Genomic DNA, 19,860 nt, shown 5'->3' on the forward strand with positions numbered 1-19,860 from the left:
CTCTTTGAGATTTAATTTAAATCCCTAATTCTTTTAAAAATTTGATGATTGCTGTATTAATTTCGGCGTTTTGTTGTGAAGTAAATTTACCGTGAAGTCCATCCGGAATGGTTATCATTTGATTCTTTACGCCATTCTCATCAAGCAATTTTTTTAGGTTAACAGATTGCTGGTAATTTACCGATGGATCAGCTGTGCCATGAACGATAAAAGTTGGCGGCGTAGTCTGATTGACATATTGCAGTGGAGATAATAATTTTGCGAAAGAAATATCTTCGGCCTTATCGCCAAGCCAAATGGCGTTGCGACTTCCGCTTTTAGAATGCACGTATTCCCAAACATCAGTAATACCAAATTTATCTATTACCGCAGTAATTTTGATGGGCTTTTGAAAGCTGCAATCTTTATCAAACTGCTTATTGTTTTGCATGTAACCGGCCAATAGCGCTAAATGACCACCTGCGGAACCACCCATTAATACCACTTTATTGGGGTCGATATGGTATTTGCTTTCGTTGAGTAGGTAACACAAGGCTGATCGTACATCCTCCACGGCAGCTGGTGCAAGAGCGTCCTTAGCTAAACGGTACTCGATGGTAGCCACGGCGTAACCTTCGTTAAAGAACATTTTAAATTGGTTAGCCGTTCCCTTTGAGCCTTGAGTCCAGCCGCCACCATGTACAAAAATTACCAGTGGAGTGGATCTGCTTGACTGTTGTGGAATAAATAAATCCATCACACCTACCCAATTTCCAACTTTTTTATAAGGCAGTTCTAGGTAATGGTCGTATTTTTCGGGCAGAAAGAGCTTAGTAGTTTTGCTAGCTTGAGCGGCTGCCAAAAATGGCATTAGCAATACAGCGACAATGACTTTGATTTTCATCTGTGGTTAATCAATTGATGGAAATTACATTGGTATCACCCAATTATCTGTACGAAATGAGGAAGCTGGAAAGCCATTTTTATTGAACAAATCGCCCATTGCCCAAGCTTTAAATGCGTAACGCACCGAAACTGGATTTTGCACCTGCGTGGCGCTAACCTCTATTCCATCCTTAGTTATTTTAGCAGTGGCGGGATAAAACACCTGATCTTTGCCTGCTATCTCAAAGTTGCTACTATTCCCATTTTTGAAATAAAGACCATCTGCATGATTGAACTTTAACCATACGCTGCTTCCTTTAATAGTCTGGCTTACAAACTCCGGACCTTGATAAGGCGTATTTTTAAACCCATAGCTTTTGTTTAAAGCCATTGCTGTCAGTCTGTCGCTTACGGTTTGTTTATCTGGCGGATGAATGGTGTTTTGTGCACCCACATCCATTATTACGGCCATCCCCGAGTTGGGTACGAGTTTCTCCGCTTTTAATTGTGCTTCCCTTAAAAAAGGAACTTTAGGCTGCAGTTCCAAAGACGCTTTGGATAATTTCTCCGTTTTGGAAATGTAAGGAGCGATTTGGACATAATAAAAAGCGAATTCTCCTACGTTCCAACGCTGCCTCCAATCGGCCACCATCGCTGGAAACATCTTTAAATAATTTTCTGGTTCGTGTCGGTTTTGCTCGCCCTGATACCAGATTACACCCTTAATTTGATAGCCCAAAAGAGGATTAACCATCCCGTTGAATAATCCTGTAGCTACATTTTTATTTTCTAGCGCAGCATTATTGTCTTGAGGTATGGTAACATCTGGGTAAGGACTTAAACTTTTGGCGCTCATCCAAGCTTGTACCAGCGTACCGCCCCAAGCCACTTGAATAATCCCGATAGGCACTTTTAATTTTGCTTGCAAGTTTTTAGCAAAACCGTAGGCAATTGCACTAAATTCGGTAACCACTTCGGGGCTTGCCGCTTTCCAATGCCCTTTCACATCGGTTAATGGTCTCGACCAAGTTACTTTTTCACCTAAAAACAATCGTATTTTATCATTTTTAGCGTTCTTGATAATTTCATCAGCATTAGCTACTGGTTGATCTTTAAAACCGCGGAGTGGCATTTCCATATTTGATTGCCCAGAAGCTACCCAAACTTCACCTATAAGGACATCTTTCAAGGTAATTTTTTCTCCGTCATCAATTGTTATCGTATACGGGCCACCCGCCGCAGGTGTAGCCAACTTTACCTTCCAACTGCCAGAAGCAACCGAAGCTTTATAGCTCTTTTTATCCCAAGATGAGGTGATGGTTACTGTATTTTTATCTGAGTTACCCCATATTGCGGCTTGTGAATTTTGTTGTAACACCATACCATCGGAAAAAAATGATGGTAGTACTACTTTAGCACTAGCTACTTTTAACTGGAGAACAAACAAGGCGAAGATGCCAAAAAAGATTTTAGTGTTCATTTTCAATATATTTGGTCGCAGGCAAGTTCGTAGAAAAGTTCTTGTTTGCCATTTAGTATGCAGCTAATTTAACGCAATGTTGCGGTATTGCTATTACTTTTATTTCCCAATTTTTATAGGATATTAGCATCATTAGCAAATGCAAGCCCGATGCTTGAGATTACTTCTTAAAAGAGTACACGAGACTTCCGAAAGTTAGGGAAATAAAAAAGGGACAGACAGTTAACACTATCCATCCCTCTTCATAAAAGTTATTGAGTTTATTGATTGCCTGCGGCTTTTGCCTCTTCTTTCAATTTCGCGTTAATTTCTTCTACTTTTTTCTTTTGCTCATCGTTCAATTCTGCCATCATTGCTTCGTTTCTTTCTTTAACAACGGCTTTGATTGCTGTCTTTTTCGCTTTCTCGTCTAAATTAGCATCCGCTTCAATTTTCTCTCTTTTTTCAGTAGCATCTTTTTTAATTGTAGCGATTTTTTTGATTTGGTCTGCATTGCAACCTATTTCAGTTAAGGCTGCCTTATTCCAAGCAAATGAGGTTGGTTTTTTTGGCGCATCCTGTGCATTAGCAAACACCACGGTAAAGCACGCTATAAAAAGCGTAAGTAATAATTTTTTCATCACGTTTATATTTTATGAACTAAATATATTCATTTTTTGAGATTTCCAAATCAGCAAAGAATAAATATTTTAAGTTATTTTCTAAATTGGATTAATACCTAGTATGATTTGGTAAATTTTGTATTCCAGCTTTCTCCTGACTGAGATTTCACTTGAAGAATATACAACCCACTATTTAGATTTGCTGGAAGTTCTATTTGGTTAACGCCGATATTTAAATTTACCGCCGATTGGTAAATTAAGTTGCCTGAAATTCCATAAAGTGATACTTTGGCACCTTCGTTTTTGGTGACAGCCAATAATGCGCTAATATTTTGATTTCCGTTTAAAATAGTGAGCGATGTTTTTGAGATATCGAAATTAAGCAGCTGCACTTCACCAATCTCCTTAGTTTTACCATCAAAATCAGATTGAGTTAACTGATAATAATTATTGCCGTTAAGGGGCTGAAAATCTGTAAAGTTGTAGGTTTTAGTGCCACTTGCGTTTCCCGCCCCGTTGATTTGCCCAATACTTTTGAAAACCCGATCATCGCCAGCCCGTAATACATTGAAATGAGCATTATTTTGCTCGCTATTAGTGGACCAAGTTAAACGAGACGAACTATTCTGCTTTGCTGCTTTAAAATAGGTTAAGTTTACCGGAAGTACCTGCAAATAATTGGCTGGCGTTAGGGTTTGCCCATAGAGTTGCAAATGCGTTTCGCTAGCTAATCGGCCTAAGCCAAAAACACCAGTTGTACTAGTGCCTCCCCATACATATAGGCGTAACTCTGCTTTTTTTCCTGGCGGAATAACAGCGCTCAGATCGGTATTAGCTAATGCCAAACTGTAATAAATACCATCGGCATCTGCATTTATTGTAATATCATTACCTAAATTTACTGTTGGACTAGAAGAAGAAATTGCATTATTGCCATCTTCCAAAACCAGTTGCCACCTTGCGTTGGTAGCAGTAGTATTGTTACTCCTAAACTTCATTCTATATCCCAATAGTTGGGTATAGTTCACGGCATCTCCCGTCAAATCTATTTTATAATATGTTTCTTTGGCTACGGCATCGTTAAAACTTAAAGGAATATCGTTAAGCACCTGACTTTTATAGGTAACGGCATAAGCATTATTTAAAGATGCTTTTTCTAAACCAGCACCTCTTGCAACTAAAAGCGTATTTTCAGTTGAAGATTTTCTCAACCAACTTTGCTGGAAACTACTCGCTACCTCGGCAGCATACGTACTTGCATTGATACTAGAGAAATCCCAAGCAGCGGCTAGTGGCCCTTCCGCTACGTACCCCTTAAAGGTGATTAATTCTGTGGTTGAGGCACTACTTTTACCAAAGCCAAAACCTCTAGTAGTAGCCGAAACATCAGTTATGCCATCGCTTTGCTTAGCTTTAGCACCCCAGGCATAAATACGAAAATACACATTGGTATTAGGCGCAATTTGCTGTAATGCGGCAATTCCACTTAAATCAATGGTAGGCTCCACATCACCATTGGTATTTGTAAATCCTAAAAGTACATCGGCATTACCAATTTCTACGAAGTTATTGGTGTTGCCAATACTATAAAACCATCTATAAGTAACATCAGCCGCAGTCCAAGCATCAGCGGTTCGTAACCTAAAATCTAAACTTTTTAAGTGCAGAAACTTGCTAGCAGCATTCAATCTCAACTCGTAATAAACGTTATTGGTAATAGCATCCGCCCGGTTGCCGCCAGCCGGAAGCAAGCCTACGTAACTGTAAGTGGAGTTATTGGTGTAAGTTAATCCAACGCCTCTTGAAAGTGTCATGTTGGTAAGACCGTCCAATTTATAGTTCGCCTCTATTGGATTGTCCTGAGGATTCAAATTATTGGCCGAGGAGGAGCCGGAGGTAAATGACAAGTAGCCAATTTTTCCTTGTGCCCCTGCAAAAAATGCAGTGAAGCCTAGCAAAATGAGTAGTAAAAGTTTTTTCATATGATTGTTTTTGGTTAATGAATTTGTGTTATTTCTTAGTGACGGTACCATCTAAAATCAATGCATTGCTTCCCTTGGAATCCGATTTTCCGAAACCAAATGCAATTGCTTTACCTTGATTAGTTAGAGCGCCCCAAGCGTACAACCTGAATGTGATTTTCTTACTTACTTTTTGAAGGGCCTTGATACTAGAAAGATCTATGCTTTGTTGCTTTATTCCATTGTTTCCTGTGAAAGTCACGTCTACATCTGCATCGCCAATTTTAACGAAGTTCTTACCATCTAAGCTGTAAGCCCAACGATACACGTGAGCCGATTGTTCCTGTCGGCGCAAGGTTGCATCTAAACGGTTTAAGCTCACCTCGTACCCTTTTTTAGGGCTTACTTCGAATTGAAAATAGGCGTTCGATTTTTGGGCATCTTCATAACTTTCATCGACACCGAAATTGCCGCTAAAACCTCTGCTATTGCCTTGTTTGGGTTGTACTCCTCCACCTCTGGTGAGTTGTGCGATTTCTAAAAATTCGTTGTTGGTGGTTGCGTTGATGCTAGGCTCTGTGCCTTTGCTGGGTTGAGGCAAAGCAAATTGCCAAGCTAATAATTGAGCATTGGCGATGTTAACAAAACCAATAGAAACAAAGAAGATGATAGCAAAAGCTAGTGATTTACCCGACAGCAGATGCCGGAGCATTAAATTCAATTTCATACAATACAGGATATATTTAGTAAACTAAAGTTAGTTTGCTCCTGCACTGTAATTTTGCCTGTTATTGGCTAATATTTGTACGATATTGACATTGTTTTTCTTAATCGGTTGAATAACTTACAGCCGAAAGTTAATATGCGTTAATCACCAGCTTAAATCTTTTCTCTCATAAAACATAAATATCCCAGTTTCAATACCGACTATCAAATTCATCGGATTTTTGCCATTTCCCACAGCGGCAATACATCCGCCAATTTCATGTCCGCCCAAGGATATATTTTGCCCTTTAAATTTAAGTACCTTCGGAAATTCATAATTTGGATTAACATCAGTTCCTTTATTTTTCATGAACAAGATAGTGGATCCTCGTTTTGGCTTCATATTAATTGGCAGCCCACTTATCGTATCAGGAATAGATTGTTTTCCATAGGTGCCTACTAACAAATCTTTGATACCATCTCCATCCCAATCTACGATTTCAAATTTGGCCCTGCCAACGGTACCACCGCCCAATTTGTTGCCTCTGATATTTTTATCGCCCATTTTAAGCTTTCCACCGTCTTCCAAATTGTATTTATCCAATTGCCAATACAAATGAAATTCATCATCTTTATCAAGCGTGATATAAGCCATTCGGTCACCCAACTTTGCAACCCCAGGTCGGGTGCGCCAAGTGCCGTACATATCCAAACCATCTAGATAAAGCGTATGTTCCCGATCTAGTTTTGGTTTTGTTTTGGTACCGATATTGAGATATACCATAAACTTCCCTCTGCTATCACCGGTAATGATATCCAATAGACCATCACCATCCCAATCTATTACATTAGGCGAAGTATAGCCCCATCTAGCTTCTCCAGGACCTTGAATATCTTCCTTGTAACCCGGTTGCACGTGGATAATTTTGCCGTCGGCTACCAAAGGCTCTGGGTCAATAAAAGCGGGTTGCTCGTTAGTTCCAATGTTTTTATAGAAGAACAAAAATCCCATAGAATTTCCCGAGATGATATCCAATTTTCCATCGCCATCCCAATCGGCCATTGAAGGAATTACCAACGAACCTCCGTATAACTTCGGGTTTTGCTGCAGCACATGCTTTGGTTGCTCCATAATTAAATTGCCATTGGCATCAATTTTCGAGGTGTTTTTATAGTAATACAATCCTCCTTCGCCAACAGTAATTAAGCCTTGATTTTGATCACTATCGTAAAAATATGCTGGTGAGGAATGTACGCCGGGATTACGCAGCAACAAGCCATCAGTGCCAACCGCAAATTTGCGTGGCGATAGCTTTCCCTTCTTTTCATCTAACTGATAAAACAAGATATTACCCAAACGAGTACCCGAAAGTACATAACTGGTGTTGCCGATGTTCAACTTCGCAAAACCATCAATGGTAAAAAGCGCCTGATTAAGTTCAGTTAATTGTTCAATATTTACTTGAGCAACATCCAAACTATATGCAGCACCACCAAAAATGCCCATCTTCCGTAAATCATAAGGCCAAAAACCTTCCGCATTGTAAGTAATCATTTTCGGAAACTCTTTGTTGTTACTGAATACGCCATCCTCTCCCACAACAAAGAAAAACTGCCATGTACCGTCTTTTAACGGCACAATTCCAAAGTTGGAGTAACCTCTAGGCTGCCCTTTGATATTGATACGTTTCAATTCGGAAAAGCTATAATCTTTTTTATTGAATTTTGCATAACGAAGTGTTGCACCAAAGGCCCAAACGCCGTAAATCTGCCCGTTTTTGTCTTGTATGATAATCCCCCTATTATCTCCCTTATCTTCAAACGGTACTTTAATTTTAATAGGCTCAGCAAAAATTGGAATGCCATCAGGCGATAATCCTTTATACAAATAAAGATAGGTTCCTCTACCGTGGCCATCGGTTCCCTGTAAAAACAAATCCTTTTGAGTGCTGGAAGCAACAGCTGCAAATCCCATGTTATGCCCATTATAAAATGGCACCGACAACCTACCGTAGCCTGTAGGGTTGCCATTGGGAATAGCCTCGCCACTTACGAGCATCGGCAATTTTACCTGTGCATGCACCAACGTTTGCCACACCACAATCAAAGCCAATAAGACAGTTTTAGTTCTCATAACATTTCATTTTACAAAAAACCCCGAAGCTAGTTCGGGGTCAAACCAAAAATAATAATCCATTACAGACCATTTTTATTTTTATACCAGCACATTCTCCAAATTAATGCGCTCTTTCACCACAATGTAATCCTCAAAAAGCTGATCAATTTTTGCCTTCACCATCGCATCAAATTGTCCAATTCCAGTTCGTCTGGTAAAAGTGCTAATGTCCAATCCACGTTTTTGAAGGTAATATTTTGCTACGGTTGGATATACATCATGCATTACATCCATCTGATCGATAAAAAATTGCTGTACTAAAGCTACCTCTGCACTAAGCGAAGAGTTATTATAGTTATTGCACAACCACACAATTAATTCTGGAAAGTAGTTGCCTTGTATACACGACAAGCCAGCTGATCCGGCTTTTAAAGTCTCTACAGCATGCGCCATATAGGCATCATACAGGCCAAAATTCTGCACGTGTTTGGTTAACGCAATTTTTTCCTTGATCTGATTGATATCTAAACAAGTATCCTTGTGGTAAGTTATTCTTCCAGTAGCTACCAAATCACCTAATTGTTGTGGAGATATTAATCTTTTGTAAGGTACAGGACATTCATAAAAACCGATCGGCACACCAGGTGTAAGTTGTAAAAGCTGATGCACATTGGCTTCAAAAACAGCATCACTATCATTTGCATTAGCCAGCAAGCCTGTAATTCCAATCACGGCATCAACGCCTGTATCATAAATACTTTTAACAAAATCAGCCTGCTTGCTTATTGCACCACCAAAAGTTCCGGTTGCCACTACCGGTACTTTATCCTTCGCTAACTTTACAACGTGTTTAACTACGGCAATCCTCTCTTCTTCTGAAAGTTCAAACATTTCGCTCGACAAGCAATTTGCAAATAAGCCAGCTGCACCAGCATCAAGGTATAAATAGGTAAGCTTGGTTAAACCATCAAAATCCACCGCACCATTATCCTTAAACGGAGTTAGCATAACCGGGATAAATCCTTTTTTCGTATTCATGTGATCTTCTTAATTTCTAACGTAAATATTAGGCTTGTACCGCCTGCTGCTTATTACTTTTTATTTTACTAATGATGATTCCGGCCAAGAAAATGGTAAGTGTGCCGACTACGATAATCATATTTTTGTGAAATGGACTTCTGAGAAACTCATATTTTTCAGGAATTAGGCTAGAGAAAGTCATCCAAAGGATTACCACAATACCAATAATTGTTGCCGTAAAAGCTTCTGCATTTTTTGCCTTTTTACTAATCATCCCCAATAGGAATAAACCCAGCATACCACCTGCAAAAATTCCAGAAAGTTCCCACCAAATATCGAGCAAACTTTTAACGCCAATCATAGCCAAACCAGTTGCCATGCCCATTAGCCCAAACAACACCGTAGTTACGTGTAACGACTTCAAGTTTTGCTTATCAGTTAAATTAGGCTTGAAATATCTCTTGTAAATATCTACCGTAAAAACCGTAGCGGATGCATTCATGCCCGAGCTGATGGTACTCATTGCCGCCGATAAAATAGCCGATACAATTAAGCCCACTAAACCTGCTGGGATTTTATTTACCATAAAGTGCGGCATCACCTTATCGCCATAATCGGAAGCCTTTAATGACGCTGCCATATCAGCCAGTTGTGCTGAAGTTGCAGACGAAGGTAGCCTTTCCGCAGCAACCTGCATTTTAATGACATCCGTAAATTCAGGATGCAGCTGATAGTAAGCAAACAAACAAACACCAATGATAAAAAACAGCAATGAAGCAGGAACGTACAACCAAACGCATAACCAAACAGACTTACGAGCTTCTTGCTCGGTACTAGCAGTATGGTAGCGTTGTACGTAATTTTGATCCATACCGAAGTTATTTAGGTTGATAAAGAATCCGTAAAACAACACCACCCAAAAAGTGGATTCGGTTAGGTTTGGAGAAAAGCTGCCCAAGCTGAACTTGTTGTTTTCTACGCCGATATCGATGATTTTTGAAACTCCTCCGGGCATATCTGCAACGATTAAATAAATGATGAGCAGGGCACCTAAAGTTTTGATGACGCCTTGCACTACTTCAGTCCATATCACGGCTTCCATCCCTCCCATTACCGTGTAAATGATGATGCTGATTCCCATTACAATCATTACCGTTGACATACTGTAGCCTGTAAGTGCTTGCAAACTCAATGCAATTCCGAAAAAGATAGACCCCATACGGGCCAATTGCGTAAGTAAGAAACAGATTACCGCATAAGTTCTTGCCCATGGACCAAAACGATGCTCAAGGTGCGAATAAGCTGATATCCCTCCGATGCTTCTGTAAAAAGGCACAAAATATTTTGAAGCTATCCAAGCGGCTAATGGCATTGAAATGCTGAAGACAAATGCGTTCCAATTACCTCCAAATGCTTTACCGGGAACACCCAAAAAAGTGTTGCTACTTAAAAACGTGGCATAGATAGAAAGACCAATTGCCCAACCCGGAATTTTACCCGATGCTTTGGTGAACTGTTCAGCACTTTTGTTTTTACGTGAAAAATAAACCCCCACCAGTACCATTGCTAGTAAGTAAAGCACGATAATGACGATGTCCAAAATAGGAAGGTTGTTCATGAATGTTTGTATTTGGTTAGGTTAACAATAGGCTCAATAGCCATCAAGCGAAAGCAAACTTAAATGATTTAGCGCTCGCTTATTTATAAAATCTTCACAAGCTTATGTACGATATTGACATCATATCACGAAAAAGCATTCAATTTCGTCAAAATCAGGGTATCATCTTAAAAAGACAGGGGTTAACGATATAAATTTAAAGCAAGTTATGCGTAGAAATTAGATGATCTGTATGGTAGCTAAAAAGACCTTGCCACTGTCAAACTGAATGATGAAGCGAGTGCGCAACCTCAGGCACATTATACCAACAAGTTTGTCCTATGACAGGTGAAATTTGGTTAAGCGATAGTAAGGAAATTGAAAATCCTTACTATCCAAAAAATATGTTGACTTGCGGTGAAGTAAAAGCAAGTTTGTAAAGCTTAAATTTAGGTTTAGTTTGATAATGCGGTTATCCGGATGGAAGCCGCATTTATCTTATAACACCAATTCTGCCATCAATTTATTCAAAGTTTCTTCCGCATCTACACAAAAACCCGGATGAACTTTGGAACACTGCACCACGGTACTTCTTGTAGCGGTTAACCATCTAAAGCGACCAGCTAAATCTAACATTCCAATTGGACCAGCAGCTTTTCCGCCTTTGCAAATCGTTACTATGGCATCTAAATTACGTTCAATGGTATCTAATTCCAGTTGACAATTTAGGGCTACTAAACGCTCAGGAAATACTTTAAATGCGGCATTAAGATATTTCAATTTTGCACAATAAATGATAATCCCCACATTAATAAATTCTTCGCGTTCTACCCTTGGCATCACCCGAATTACTGCATACTCAAATAAGTGCTTGTCTTGCATTTTCGGCTTCATTTACAAAAACAGAAGAATTTTGGATACGGGTATTTAAAAATTGGGCATAAGCCTCACGCTGCTGCTCAGCAGTTTCAAAGCTACGCTCATCTAACCACGCTTCGGGAATTAGCGCTAAAATATCGTGAATAAGTTGAGGTGTGAGCAATGCCTTCATTTCATCATCTATTGCACTCAATTCGCTAGCTTGCGGCAAAAGCACGTGATCTTTAACCAACACAAAAGGTCGTTTAGCTTGCTCCTCCCAGTTTTGCCAAGTGTGATGAAAATACAAAGACGCCCCGTGATCTATCAACCACAACTCCTTGTGCCAATACAGCATGTTCGTATTTCTGGCAGTACGATCCATGTTGGTCAGCAAGCAATCCATCCAAACAATTTTAGATGCTAAAACTGGCTCAATTTTAGTGATGGTTGGGTCGTAAGTAATGGCTCCAGACAAATAATGCAGGGCTAAGTTTAAGCCAACACTGGCTTTCAACAAATCTTGAATTTCCTCATCAGGTTCTGTTCGTCCGAAGGCTTCATCTAAATTTGCAAAAACAAGTTCAGGCATCTTTAAACCTAAGGCTCTGGCAATTTCACCACCAATAATTTCCGAAATCAATGCTTTGTGTCCCTGCCCCGCTCCTCTAAACTTCAATACATATAAAAATCCGTCGTCGGCCTCTGCAATAGCAGGCATCGAGCCGCCTTCGCGTAAAGGCGTAACATAGCGGGTAACATTAACCGTTCGCAGATACAAGCTATTTTCGTTTGTAGTTCCCATAAACACCAAAGGTACACTAAAGATCACCTAACCAAAAAAAATCATCACACTAATTAATAGTTGCTTGATAAAACAGATATTTGAGAAAAGCTGTTTAAAAAATCACCAATGATGCCATTAAGAAAACACCTACTGATCAGTTCAATTCTACTGCTGTTATTTTCAATGCTTGCCTATTTGGTACTGCAGCATCCCATTAATAAAATTGATACCAGCGTTTCACAATTTGTGCAACAATTCAGAACACCCGTGTTAGACCAAGTAATGATAGTGATTAGCGCATTTGGCAACCTCAGTATTGCATTGGCAAGTCTAATCATCACCGCTGGAATATTAATAGCCAACAAACTTAAACGCGAAGCAGTTTTCGTGAGCTGCATTGTCTTTACAGGAATTATCACCTTTGTGTTAAAACGGGTATTTGATCGTCCTCGACCAACCGCTGATTTAGTGACTTTAATTGATCGCTATCAAAACAACAGCTTTCCAAGCGGACATACGCTATCCTATATTGTATTTTTTGGCTTTCTGATTTTCTTAATGAAACAGTTAACATCTTTACCACAATATTGGCGTATGGGCGTAACTATGTTAGCTTACTTCATGTGCGTGGTTGGACCAATATCAAGAATCTATTTAGGAGCGCATTGGCTAACCGATATTATTGGAGGTTTACTTATCGGTTTACTGTACTTGCAACAGCTGATATGGTATTACAAAAGGCCTTAAAAAAAGAAATGGAGATAGAACCGAAGTCCTACCCCCATCATCTAAATTAACGCTCTCGAGGACAAATATACGGCAGATTTTGATAATGCAAAATATTTCTACATTTTTTTTTAAAAAAAGTTATCACCTCCTAAAACAGCTCTTCTTCGCAAAAACTCAAAAAAGTATTTTTATCCATAAAAAAACTAAAATAATACAAATAACTAACATTAAATAAGTAAAAAATACCATTTATTAAAAATAAAACACCATAAAGCATATGTACAATTTTGATACATTTGTGACAATTAATTTTCACTAGAATGAAGAAAAATATTCCTGTTTACGACATCAAATATTTTTCAGCGTATAAAAACGATGGAATACTGGTAAGCAGGTTTGGAACTTATGCGAAGCAGCATCAACATTTACATACTGCACACCGGCATAGTTTTTATCATTTAGTGTTGTTTACCAAGGGCGCAGGCAAACATCAAATTGATTTTGACACGTTTGAAGTTAGGCCAAATTTGATTTATTTTATGATACCCGGGCAAGTGCATAGTTGGAATTTCACTAGCGAACCTGACGGCTACATCATCAACTTTTCAGCTGCTTATTTTAGTTCGCTCTTGCTGAAACAGGATTACTTAGGAAAATTCAGCTTTTTCAGTGGCATCACTAACCAGCAAGTGCTAGATTTGGATGAACCCACAAGCAGCAAGGTGTTTGGTATTTTTGAGGACATTTTAAAAGAAGGTAAAATCCAACAACCTTGGAGCGATGATTTGGTGAAAGTTTTATTGTTGCAGTTATTCATTGAAATAGAGAGGTCGGTAAATGGAGACCAACATCTACCCAAAAACAATTACAATGATACTATTTTGAGAAATTTCCAACAGCTTATTGAGCAAAATTACACTACGTTAAAGCTGCCTAAGCAATACGCAGAACTATTATACATTACACCTAATCACTTAAATGCACTTTGCAACGAGTTTTTGGGCATGTCGGCGGGTAAGCTAATTAGAAATAGAATTATTTTAGAAGCCAAAAGATTGCTTGTCAACCTTGATTTAAGGGTAGCAGAAGTGGCTTTTAAACTGAACTTTGAAGATCAATCATATTTCGTGAAGTTCTTCAAAAAATATGAGGGTGTTACACCCGATAAATTTAGAAAACAATATATCTCAGATCCTTATGGAACCAAATAAAAAACACCCTTACTACATTTCGCAATGGCATGGGTTTTCACACGCTAAATGTCCCCGTTGTAGAGTTGGCGATGCGTTTACGGGAACTACCTACGGGTTTAAAGTCCAGAAAATGAACGAATATTGCCCTCATTGTGGTTTACGTTTCGAACGTGAACCAGGCTATTTTTATGTTGCCATGTTTGTAAGCTATGCCATGAATGTGGCGGAAATGGTTACGGCATCCGTAGCTGCGTACATTTTTGGTTTAGAGTTGGAATACGAAAACCTATGGTATTTTATTGCAGTGTTGTTTGTAACTACATTGCTGTTTTCGCCTTTCAATTACAGGTATTCCAGAATGGTTTTGCTGTACTGGCTTTCTCCAGGTTTACACTACGAGCCAGACCGCAGTGCGCCCAAGCATAAATAAAAAATTGGGCTTGTAACTTTATGCTACAAGCCCAATTTCATTTCAGATATCCAAATCGCTAAAAAATAGCGTATTTGTAACTTACCATTTCATCCCATTTGTGCTCAGATAATTTCGCTTTTGAGAGGCCATTTTTTTCGTCATGAGCTTGTTTTTGCGCTTTTTCCTTACGCTGATTAACATAATCTTTAGCTACGGTCGAAGTGTAACTCCTGTCGGTAGCGCTACTGTTCAAATGCATTTGGTTAGTTTCGTCAAGAAGTAAAATAGAATTATCAGCCATTGTCGTAAGTTTTTTTTAGATTTTTATCAATCAATAAACAGTAGCTGACGCAAAATGTTTTAACTACTTCGCTAAAAAGCAAAAAAAATTGCTCAGCGAACGGCCAAGCAATTAAAAACAGTGCTAATAAGCCAGAAATTTAGCCTATTGCCCTGAACATCGTTGCTCCAACGGTTAAATTAGTTCTGCTATCAATTAAAATGGCCGATCCATTGGCTTTGTTCTCGTCGTAAAAATCAAAAGGTAGCTGATCAGCAGTTTTTAGTACCACCCTACCAATATCATTCAATTTAAATTCATCCGCAGACTGTTTTTCCAAATTATTGATATCTACTTTGTAAATCACTTCGGCCACTTTACATTTAGTAAGTTTACTGTTGTGTTGCAGCAAATAAGTAATGGAAGTATCTAAAGCTTTAGTGTCCATCCAACATAAATCAGCCTCAATCAGCTTGCTCTCTTGCGGCATAGCCGATGAATTTACTAGCGTATCACCACGGCTAATATCAACATCTGTAGCTAAATGCACCGTTACCGATTGACCGCTAGTTGCTTCGCTCAGCTCCTTGTCGAAAAACTCGATCTTACTTATGGTTGAGCTTGCACCCGAAGGCAGCACGGTAATTTGATCGCCTACCTTAAAAGTACCACTGGCAATCCGTCCGGCGTAGCCACGATAATCATGCAATTCATCAGTTTGCGGCCTAATTACCCACTGTACAGGCATACGAGCTTTATCCGATTGTTGTTGTACGGTAGTATCAACCGTTTCTAAAAATTGCAGTAAGCTAGCACCTTGGTACCAGTGCATACGTTCAGATGAATGAACAATGTTATCACCTTTTAAGGCGCTCACAGGGATATAAGTAACCTGATCAAGTTTCAATTCCTCAGCCAGTGATTTATATTTTTGTGTGATGGCGTCAAAAACTGTTTCGCTGTAATCCACCATATCCATTTTATTAATGGCTACAACTACTTGCTTAATGCCTAGCAATGAAACCAGATAAGAATGCCTTATAGTTTGCTCCACTACGCCATTTCTTGCGTCAATTAAAATGATGGCCAAGTTAGCAGTAGATGCTCCGGTAACCATATTTCGCGTATACTGAATGTGTCCAGGCGTATCAGCGATGATAAATTTGCGCTTCGCGGTTTGAAAGTACTTGTAGGCGACGTCAATGGTAATTCCCTGTTCCCGTTCAGCACGTAAGCCATCCGTTAAAATAGCCAAGTCTACTGTTCCATCATCGTTTTTTCGATTCGCATTTTGAATTGCCTCCAACTGGTCAGCTAAAATAGAATCTGTATCGTAAAGTAAGCGACCAATCAATGTGCTTTTGCCATCATCTACACTGCCCGCCGTAAAAAATTTAAGTATGTTCATTATAGTATTTTGATATTAGTAGTTAGTATTTAGATAGCCAATACATCTGTCCAACTACATGATTATAATGTAAATTTTGATGTAAGCAGTTAACATAGATAACAGAACAATTTGTCTAACTACTAAAAGCTAACTACTAAATACTCTTTAAAAATATCCCCCCTTTTTCCTGTCTTCCATTGCTGCTTCCGAAACCTTATCATCCATACGTGCACCACGTTCCGAAATTTTCGATTGGCTAATTTCTGCAATGATATCGTCTATCTGATCAGCTTCTGATGCAATTGCAGCCGTACAAGAAATATCGCCAACGGTTCTAAAACGCACCTTTTTACGCTCCACAACATCCTCATCATCCATATTTAAGTATGGCGATGCAGCCATCAGCTGCCCATTACGGGTAATCACATCTCTTTCGTGAGCAAAATAAATGCTTGGTAATGCAATGTTTTCTCTGCGGATATAGTTCCAAACATCAAGTTCCGTCCAATTACTGATTGGGAATACACGTACGTTCTCTCCTTTATGGATTTTGCCATTGTAAATATTCCACAACTCAGGGCGTTGGCGCTTGGGATCCCACTGACCAAATTCATCTCGTACCGAAAATATACGCTCTTTTGCTCGAGCCTTTTCCTCGTCTCTTCTAGCGCCGCCAATGCAAGCATCAAATTGATATTGCTCAATGGTATCTAGTAAAGTAACCGTCTGCAGGGCGTTTCTACTGGCATTTTTACCCTTTTGCTCAACTACCTTTCCTTCGTCTATGGATTGCTGCACCGAGCCAACGATGAGCCGTTCCCCTAAACGCTCCACCATTTCGTCACGATAATCGATAGTTTCCTGAAAGTTGTGACCAGTATCAATATGCACCAACGGAAATGGAAATTTACCCGGCCTAAAAGCTTTCTCTGCCAAGCGTACTAAAGTGATAGAGTCCTTCCCACCCGAAAATAGCAGCGCAGGTTTCTCAAACTGTCCAGCCACTTCTCTCAAAATGTGGATAGCCTCCGCTTCAAGCTCATCTAAATAATCAAAATTGTATTTACTCATCTTTTGCTTTGTTCCCTTTTTATATTTGAAAAGCGAGGTCAGTCACTTTTCGGTATCATTAGTCCCGCTATTCGTTTCAAGTTTGTGTTTTCGACAAGCTCAAACTGACAAACATTTCACTACTATCGGGTTTAGTTTTCAATTTTCTTTGCCCTTGGCATCCTTCTTTTGGACATCCTGTCATTCTGAACGCAGTGAAGAATCTAGTCAACCGTGCAACAGACCCCTCGTGCCTCGGGATGACAGGGAGCTCCTCGGGATGACAAGGAGCGTAAAGCCCTCTTTTCCCTTGGCATCTTCTTCTAGGCGTCCTGTCATTCTGAATGCAGTGAAGAATCTAGTCAACCGTTCAACAGATCCCTCGTTCCTCGGGATGACAGGGAGTGTAAGCCCTCTTTTCCCTTGGCGTCTTCTTCTAGGCGTCCTGTCATTCTGAACGCAGTGAAGAATCTATTCAAGCGTTCAATAGATCCCTCGTGCCTCGGGATGACAAGGAGCGCCTCGGAATGACAGGGAGTTCATCGGGATGACAGGACGGACAACCTATAAACTAATCCCTGATCCCTAACTCCTAATCCCTGACCACTAATCCCTAATGCCTAATCCCTAAGAAGTAGCATGCAACCCACATTCTTTCTTACTTTGATCTTCCCACCACCATCTGCCGGCTCTAAAATCTTCGCCCTCTCTTACTGCTCTGGTACATGGCGCACAACCAATGCTCGGAAAACCTTTATCATGTAATGTGTTGTATACGATGTTATTCGCCTTCACAAAGTCTTTCACTTCAGCAAGCGTCCAATCAAAAATTGGATGAAACTTAATGAGTTGGTTTGCTTCGTCCCACTCCAAATCTTCCATGTGCTCACGGTTGGCGCTTTGTTCGGCCCTAATACCGGTAATCCAAATCTCATTACCAGCCAACGCCCTTTTTAGCGGTTCAATTTTCCTGATAAAACAACATTCTTTTCTGTTCTCCACACTTTCGTAAAAGCTGTTAGGCCCCTTTGCATTTACCATATTTTGCAGCAAATCGCTTTGCGGAAAATAAGCATGAATGGGCTGCTGGTATATTTCCAATGTCCTGTTCCACACATAATAAGTTTCCGGAAAAAGTCGTCCAGTTTCCAAAGTGAACACTTTAATAGGGATTTGATTAGCGAATATCAAATGTGTAACTACTTGATCTTCCCAACCGAAGCTGGTAGAAAAAACAATCCTATCTTTATATGTTTCGGCTAAATACCGCAACTTTTCAATGGTATTTAGTCCGTTAAGTTGCTGCTTAAGTGCTATCAAATCTTTCATCTTCCTAAATCAACTTTAAAATAAATAAGGTTACGCTGCGTAAACTTACCAGCATTACAATAATGCCTACGGCCACCATAATTGTTTTGGCCGATATTTTATTGGAAACTTTGGCGGCTATAGGCGCAGCTAGAGCACTTCCGATGATTAGTCCTAAAACGGCTTCCCAATATTTGCCACCAAGCATGGTAAAAAACGTCAAGGAGCTCAAAGTGGCAATAAAAAATCGACTAATTTTTACGGTACCCAACGAAAACAAGGGATGTCTGCCGCCAGCAATCAAACTTGAAAGCACGATAGAACCCCAACCTCCACCAAACGCAGCATCAATAAAACCGCCAACGAACCCCAAAGGACCGATGTTTTTAATTTTTCCTTTGTTCTTTTTTCTTTTCAGGTTAAATGCTTTTAACAAAATCACCGCCCCTAAAAACAAAGTGTAAACGCCTACAATTGGCTTCACGTAAGCGCTGTAATGTTCCAACGAAGAAAGAATATAAGCACCTAATACTGCTCCTACGATAGCTGGGATGATCAGTATCTTGAACAACTTCCAGTTTACGTTTCCCATTTTGTAGTGCATCCAGCCCGCAATGCCGTTGCTCATTACTTCCGAAATATGGATGGCCATACTTGCAGATGCAGGTGGTAAACCCATTGCCAATGAAAAAGATGCAGAGGTTACGCCATACGACATCCCAATGGCGCCGTCAATCATGGCGAATACAAATCCTGCACCTAAAAACCAGTAAAACAATGGATCAATATGCGTTAAAAACGATTGAAACTCTGGCTCTGTTTCCCACAAAGTGATACCAACAGCAGCAATAAAAGCCACCGCCACCAGCCAAATGAGCCATTTGATATTACGCTCGGCAAAGCTTTTTTGCGGATTTACCAAACGCTCTGTTACTTTATTGAGTTTTTTAACCTTCGATGCAAAATCTCCATTTAAATTTTGCCTCAGGGCGCTCATGTTCTGCAACGTTTGGTCAAGCTCGTTCGGAATTCCTTCGTTTAAAATTTCTTTTAATCGCTTTGCTATAGTTGGCGACTTACCATTGGTAGAAATTGCAATTTTTAAATCTCCCTTTTGCACCACCGCACCCAAATAAAAATCGCACAGATCTGGCTTATCAGCAACGTTAATCAACAAGCCTTTTGCATGGGCCAAATCTTTCAGCTGTGCATTAAAAAGGTTATCGTTTGTGGCAGCAAACACAATATCGACTTCTTCCAAATCATCCGCGGAGAAGTCCTTTTGTTTTATTTTTATGCCTTCGTTTACTTTTGCCAGCTCATAAAAATCGGGATGTATGTCTTTAGCAACTACGGTTACCTGTGCCTCCTTACAATTGTTCACAATAGCGGTAATTTTCTCCAAACCCACCTTGCCAGCACCAACCAAAAGTGTACGCAGCTCATTCAGCTTGATAAAAGCCGGAAAAAGCTGGTTGCCATGGTTATCCTTTGGCAATAAATCCACT

The 19,860-nt window shown here is 39.7% G+C and carries 18 protein-coding genes; 3 read left to right on the top strand and 15 right to left on the bottom strand.

The genetic code is table 11. The annotated features are described in order from the left end of the window. Nucleotides 1–16: 16 nt before the first annotated feature. The 10 genes from ACY2A0_RS00610 to ACY2A0_RS00655 form a co-directional block, all read right to left on the bottom strand. Complete coding sequence (locus tag ACY2A0_RS00610; protein WP_461787703.1) at nt 17–883, bottom strand: alpha/beta hydrolase fold domain-containing protein; 867 nt, start codon at nt 881–883, stop codon at nt 17–19. 24 nt (nt 884–907) lie between these two features. After that, a complete protein-coding gene (locus ACY2A0_RS00615; protein ID WP_461787704.1) occupies nt 908–2,344 on the bottom strand; it encodes a sialate O-acetylesterase in 1,437 nt (478 codons plus the stop codon). Between the two features lie 260 nt (nt 2,345–2,604). Then, nucleotides 2,605–2,964 carry a hypothetical protein gene (locus ACY2A0_RS00620; RefSeq protein ID WP_461787705.1) on the bottom strand — a complete coding sequence of 120 codons (360 nt, stop codon included), beginning with the start codon at nt 2,962–2,964 and terminating at the stop codon, nt 2,605–2,607. A gap of 98 nt (nt 2,965–3,062) precedes the next feature. Beyond that, nucleotides 3,063–4,928 carry a T9SS type A sorting domain-containing protein gene (locus ACY2A0_RS00625; protein WP_461787706.1) on the bottom strand — a complete coding sequence of 622 codons (1,866 nt, stop codon included), beginning with the start codon at nt 4,926–4,928 and terminating at the stop codon, nt 3,063–3,065. A 28-nt stretch (nt 4,929–4,956) separates the two neighbouring features. Further along, nucleotides 4,957–5,634, bottom strand: coding sequence for a hypothetical protein (locus ACY2A0_RS00630; protein WP_461787707.1), 678 nt, complete (start codon nt 5,632–5,634; stop codon nt 4,957–4,959). A gap of 144 nt (nt 5,635–5,778) precedes the next feature. Further along, a complete protein-coding gene (locus ACY2A0_RS00635) occupies nt 5,779–7,746 on the bottom strand; it encodes an FG-GAP repeat domain-containing protein (RefSeq protein WP_461787708.1) in 1,968 nt (655 codons plus the stop codon). Between the two features lie 81 nt (nt 7,747–7,827). Further along, nucleotides 7,828–8,766: a dihydrodipicolinate synthase family protein gene (locus ACY2A0_RS00640; RefSeq protein ID WP_461787709.1), complete on the bottom strand. Its 939-nt coding sequence runs from the start codon at nt 8,764–8,766 to the stop codon at nt 7,828–7,830. 28 nt (nt 8,767–8,794) lie between these two features. Further along, nucleotides 8,795–10,366, bottom strand: coding sequence for a sodium:solute symporter family protein (locus ACY2A0_RS00645; protein WP_461787710.1), 1,572 nt, complete (start codon nt 10,364–10,366; stop codon nt 8,795–8,797). A gap of 477 nt (nt 10,367–10,843) precedes the next feature. Continuing rightward, on the bottom strand, nt 10,844–11,227 hold the full coding sequence (locus tag ACY2A0_RS00650) for a DUF3037 domain-containing protein (protein WP_461787711.1): 384 nt from the start codon (nt 11,225–11,227) through the stop codon (nt 10,844–10,846). Beyond that, nucleotides 11,205–12,008 (bottom strand): HipA family kinase, encoded by an 804-nt coding sequence (locus ACY2A0_RS00655; protein ID WP_461787712.1) that lies wholly within the window; start codon nt 12,006–12,008, stop codon nt 11,205–11,207. Before ACY2A0_RS00655 ends, ACY2A0_RS00650 begins: the two co-directional genes overlap by 23 nt. Nucleotides 12,009–12,116: 108 nt before the next feature. Here ACY2A0_RS00655 and ACY2A0_RS00660 point away from each other — a divergent pair, with 108 nt between their 5' ends. The 3 genes from ACY2A0_RS00660 to ACY2A0_RS00670 all read left to right on the top strand — a co-directional run bounded on the left by ACY2A0_RS00660 (nt 12,117) and on the right by ACY2A0_RS00670 (nt 14,342). Continuing rightward, nucleotides 12,117–12,737: a phosphatase PAP2 family protein gene (locus tag ACY2A0_RS00660; protein ID WP_461787713.1), complete on the top strand. Its 621-nt coding sequence runs from the start codon at nt 12,117–12,119 to the stop codon at nt 12,735–12,737. A 302-nt stretch (nt 12,738–13,039) separates the two neighbouring features. Beyond that, the gene (locus ACY2A0_RS00665; RefSeq protein ID WP_461787714.1) at nt 13,040–13,930 is read left to right on the top strand and encodes a helix-turn-helix transcriptional regulator; all 891 of its coding nucleotides are present in this window, start codon (nt 13,040–13,042) and stop codon (nt 13,928–13,930) included. Next, nucleotides 13,917–14,342, top strand: coding sequence for a DUF983 domain-containing protein (locus ACY2A0_RS00670; RefSeq protein ID WP_461787715.1), 426 nt, complete (start codon nt 13,917–13,919; stop codon nt 14,340–14,342). Before ACY2A0_RS00665 ends, ACY2A0_RS00670 begins: the two co-directional genes overlap by 14 nt. Nucleotides 14,343–14,400: 58 nt before the next feature. Here ACY2A0_RS00670 and ACY2A0_RS00675 read toward each other — a convergent pair whose 3' ends face one another. From ACY2A0_RS00675 to ACY2A0_RS00695, 5 genes are all read right to left on the bottom strand, one after another. Continuing rightward, nucleotides 14,401–14,625, bottom strand: a complete 225-nt coding sequence (locus ACY2A0_RS00675; RefSeq protein WP_461787716.1) for a hypothetical protein — start codon at nt 14,623–14,625, stop codon at nt 14,401–14,403. 139 nt (nt 14,626–14,764) lie between these two features. Further along, nucleotides 14,765–16,012, bottom strand: a complete 1,248-nt coding sequence (locus ACY2A0_RS00680) for a sulfate adenylyltransferase subunit 1 (RefSeq protein WP_461787717.1) — start codon at nt 16,010–16,012, stop codon at nt 14,765–14,767. A gap of 147 nt (nt 16,013–16,159) precedes the next feature. Beyond that, entirely contained in the window at nt 16,160–17,107 is a 948-nt protein-coding gene (gene cysD / locus ACY2A0_RS00685) for a sulfate adenylyltransferase subunit CysD (protein WP_461791022.1), read from the bottom strand. Nucleotides 17,108–17,671: 564 nt separating this feature from the next. Then, nucleotides 17,672–18,373, bottom strand: a complete 702-nt coding sequence (locus tag ACY2A0_RS00690; RefSeq protein ID WP_461787718.1) for a phosphoadenylyl-sulfate reductase — start codon at nt 18,371–18,373, stop codon at nt 17,672–17,674. Between the two features lie 4 nt (nt 18,374–18,377). Next, the gene (locus ACY2A0_RS00695; protein ID WP_461787719.1) at nt 18,378–19,859 is read right to left on the bottom strand and encodes a TSUP family transporter; all 1,482 of its coding nucleotides are present in this window, start codon (nt 19,857–19,859) and stop codon (nt 18,378–18,380) included. Nucleotide 19,860 lies beyond the last annotated feature (1 nt).

It is taken from the genome of Pedobacter sp. (assembly GCF_965249885.1).
In the GTDB taxonomy this organism is placed as follows: domain Bacteria; phylum Bacteroidota; class Bacteroidia; order Sphingobacteriales; family Sphingobacteriaceae; genus Pedobacter.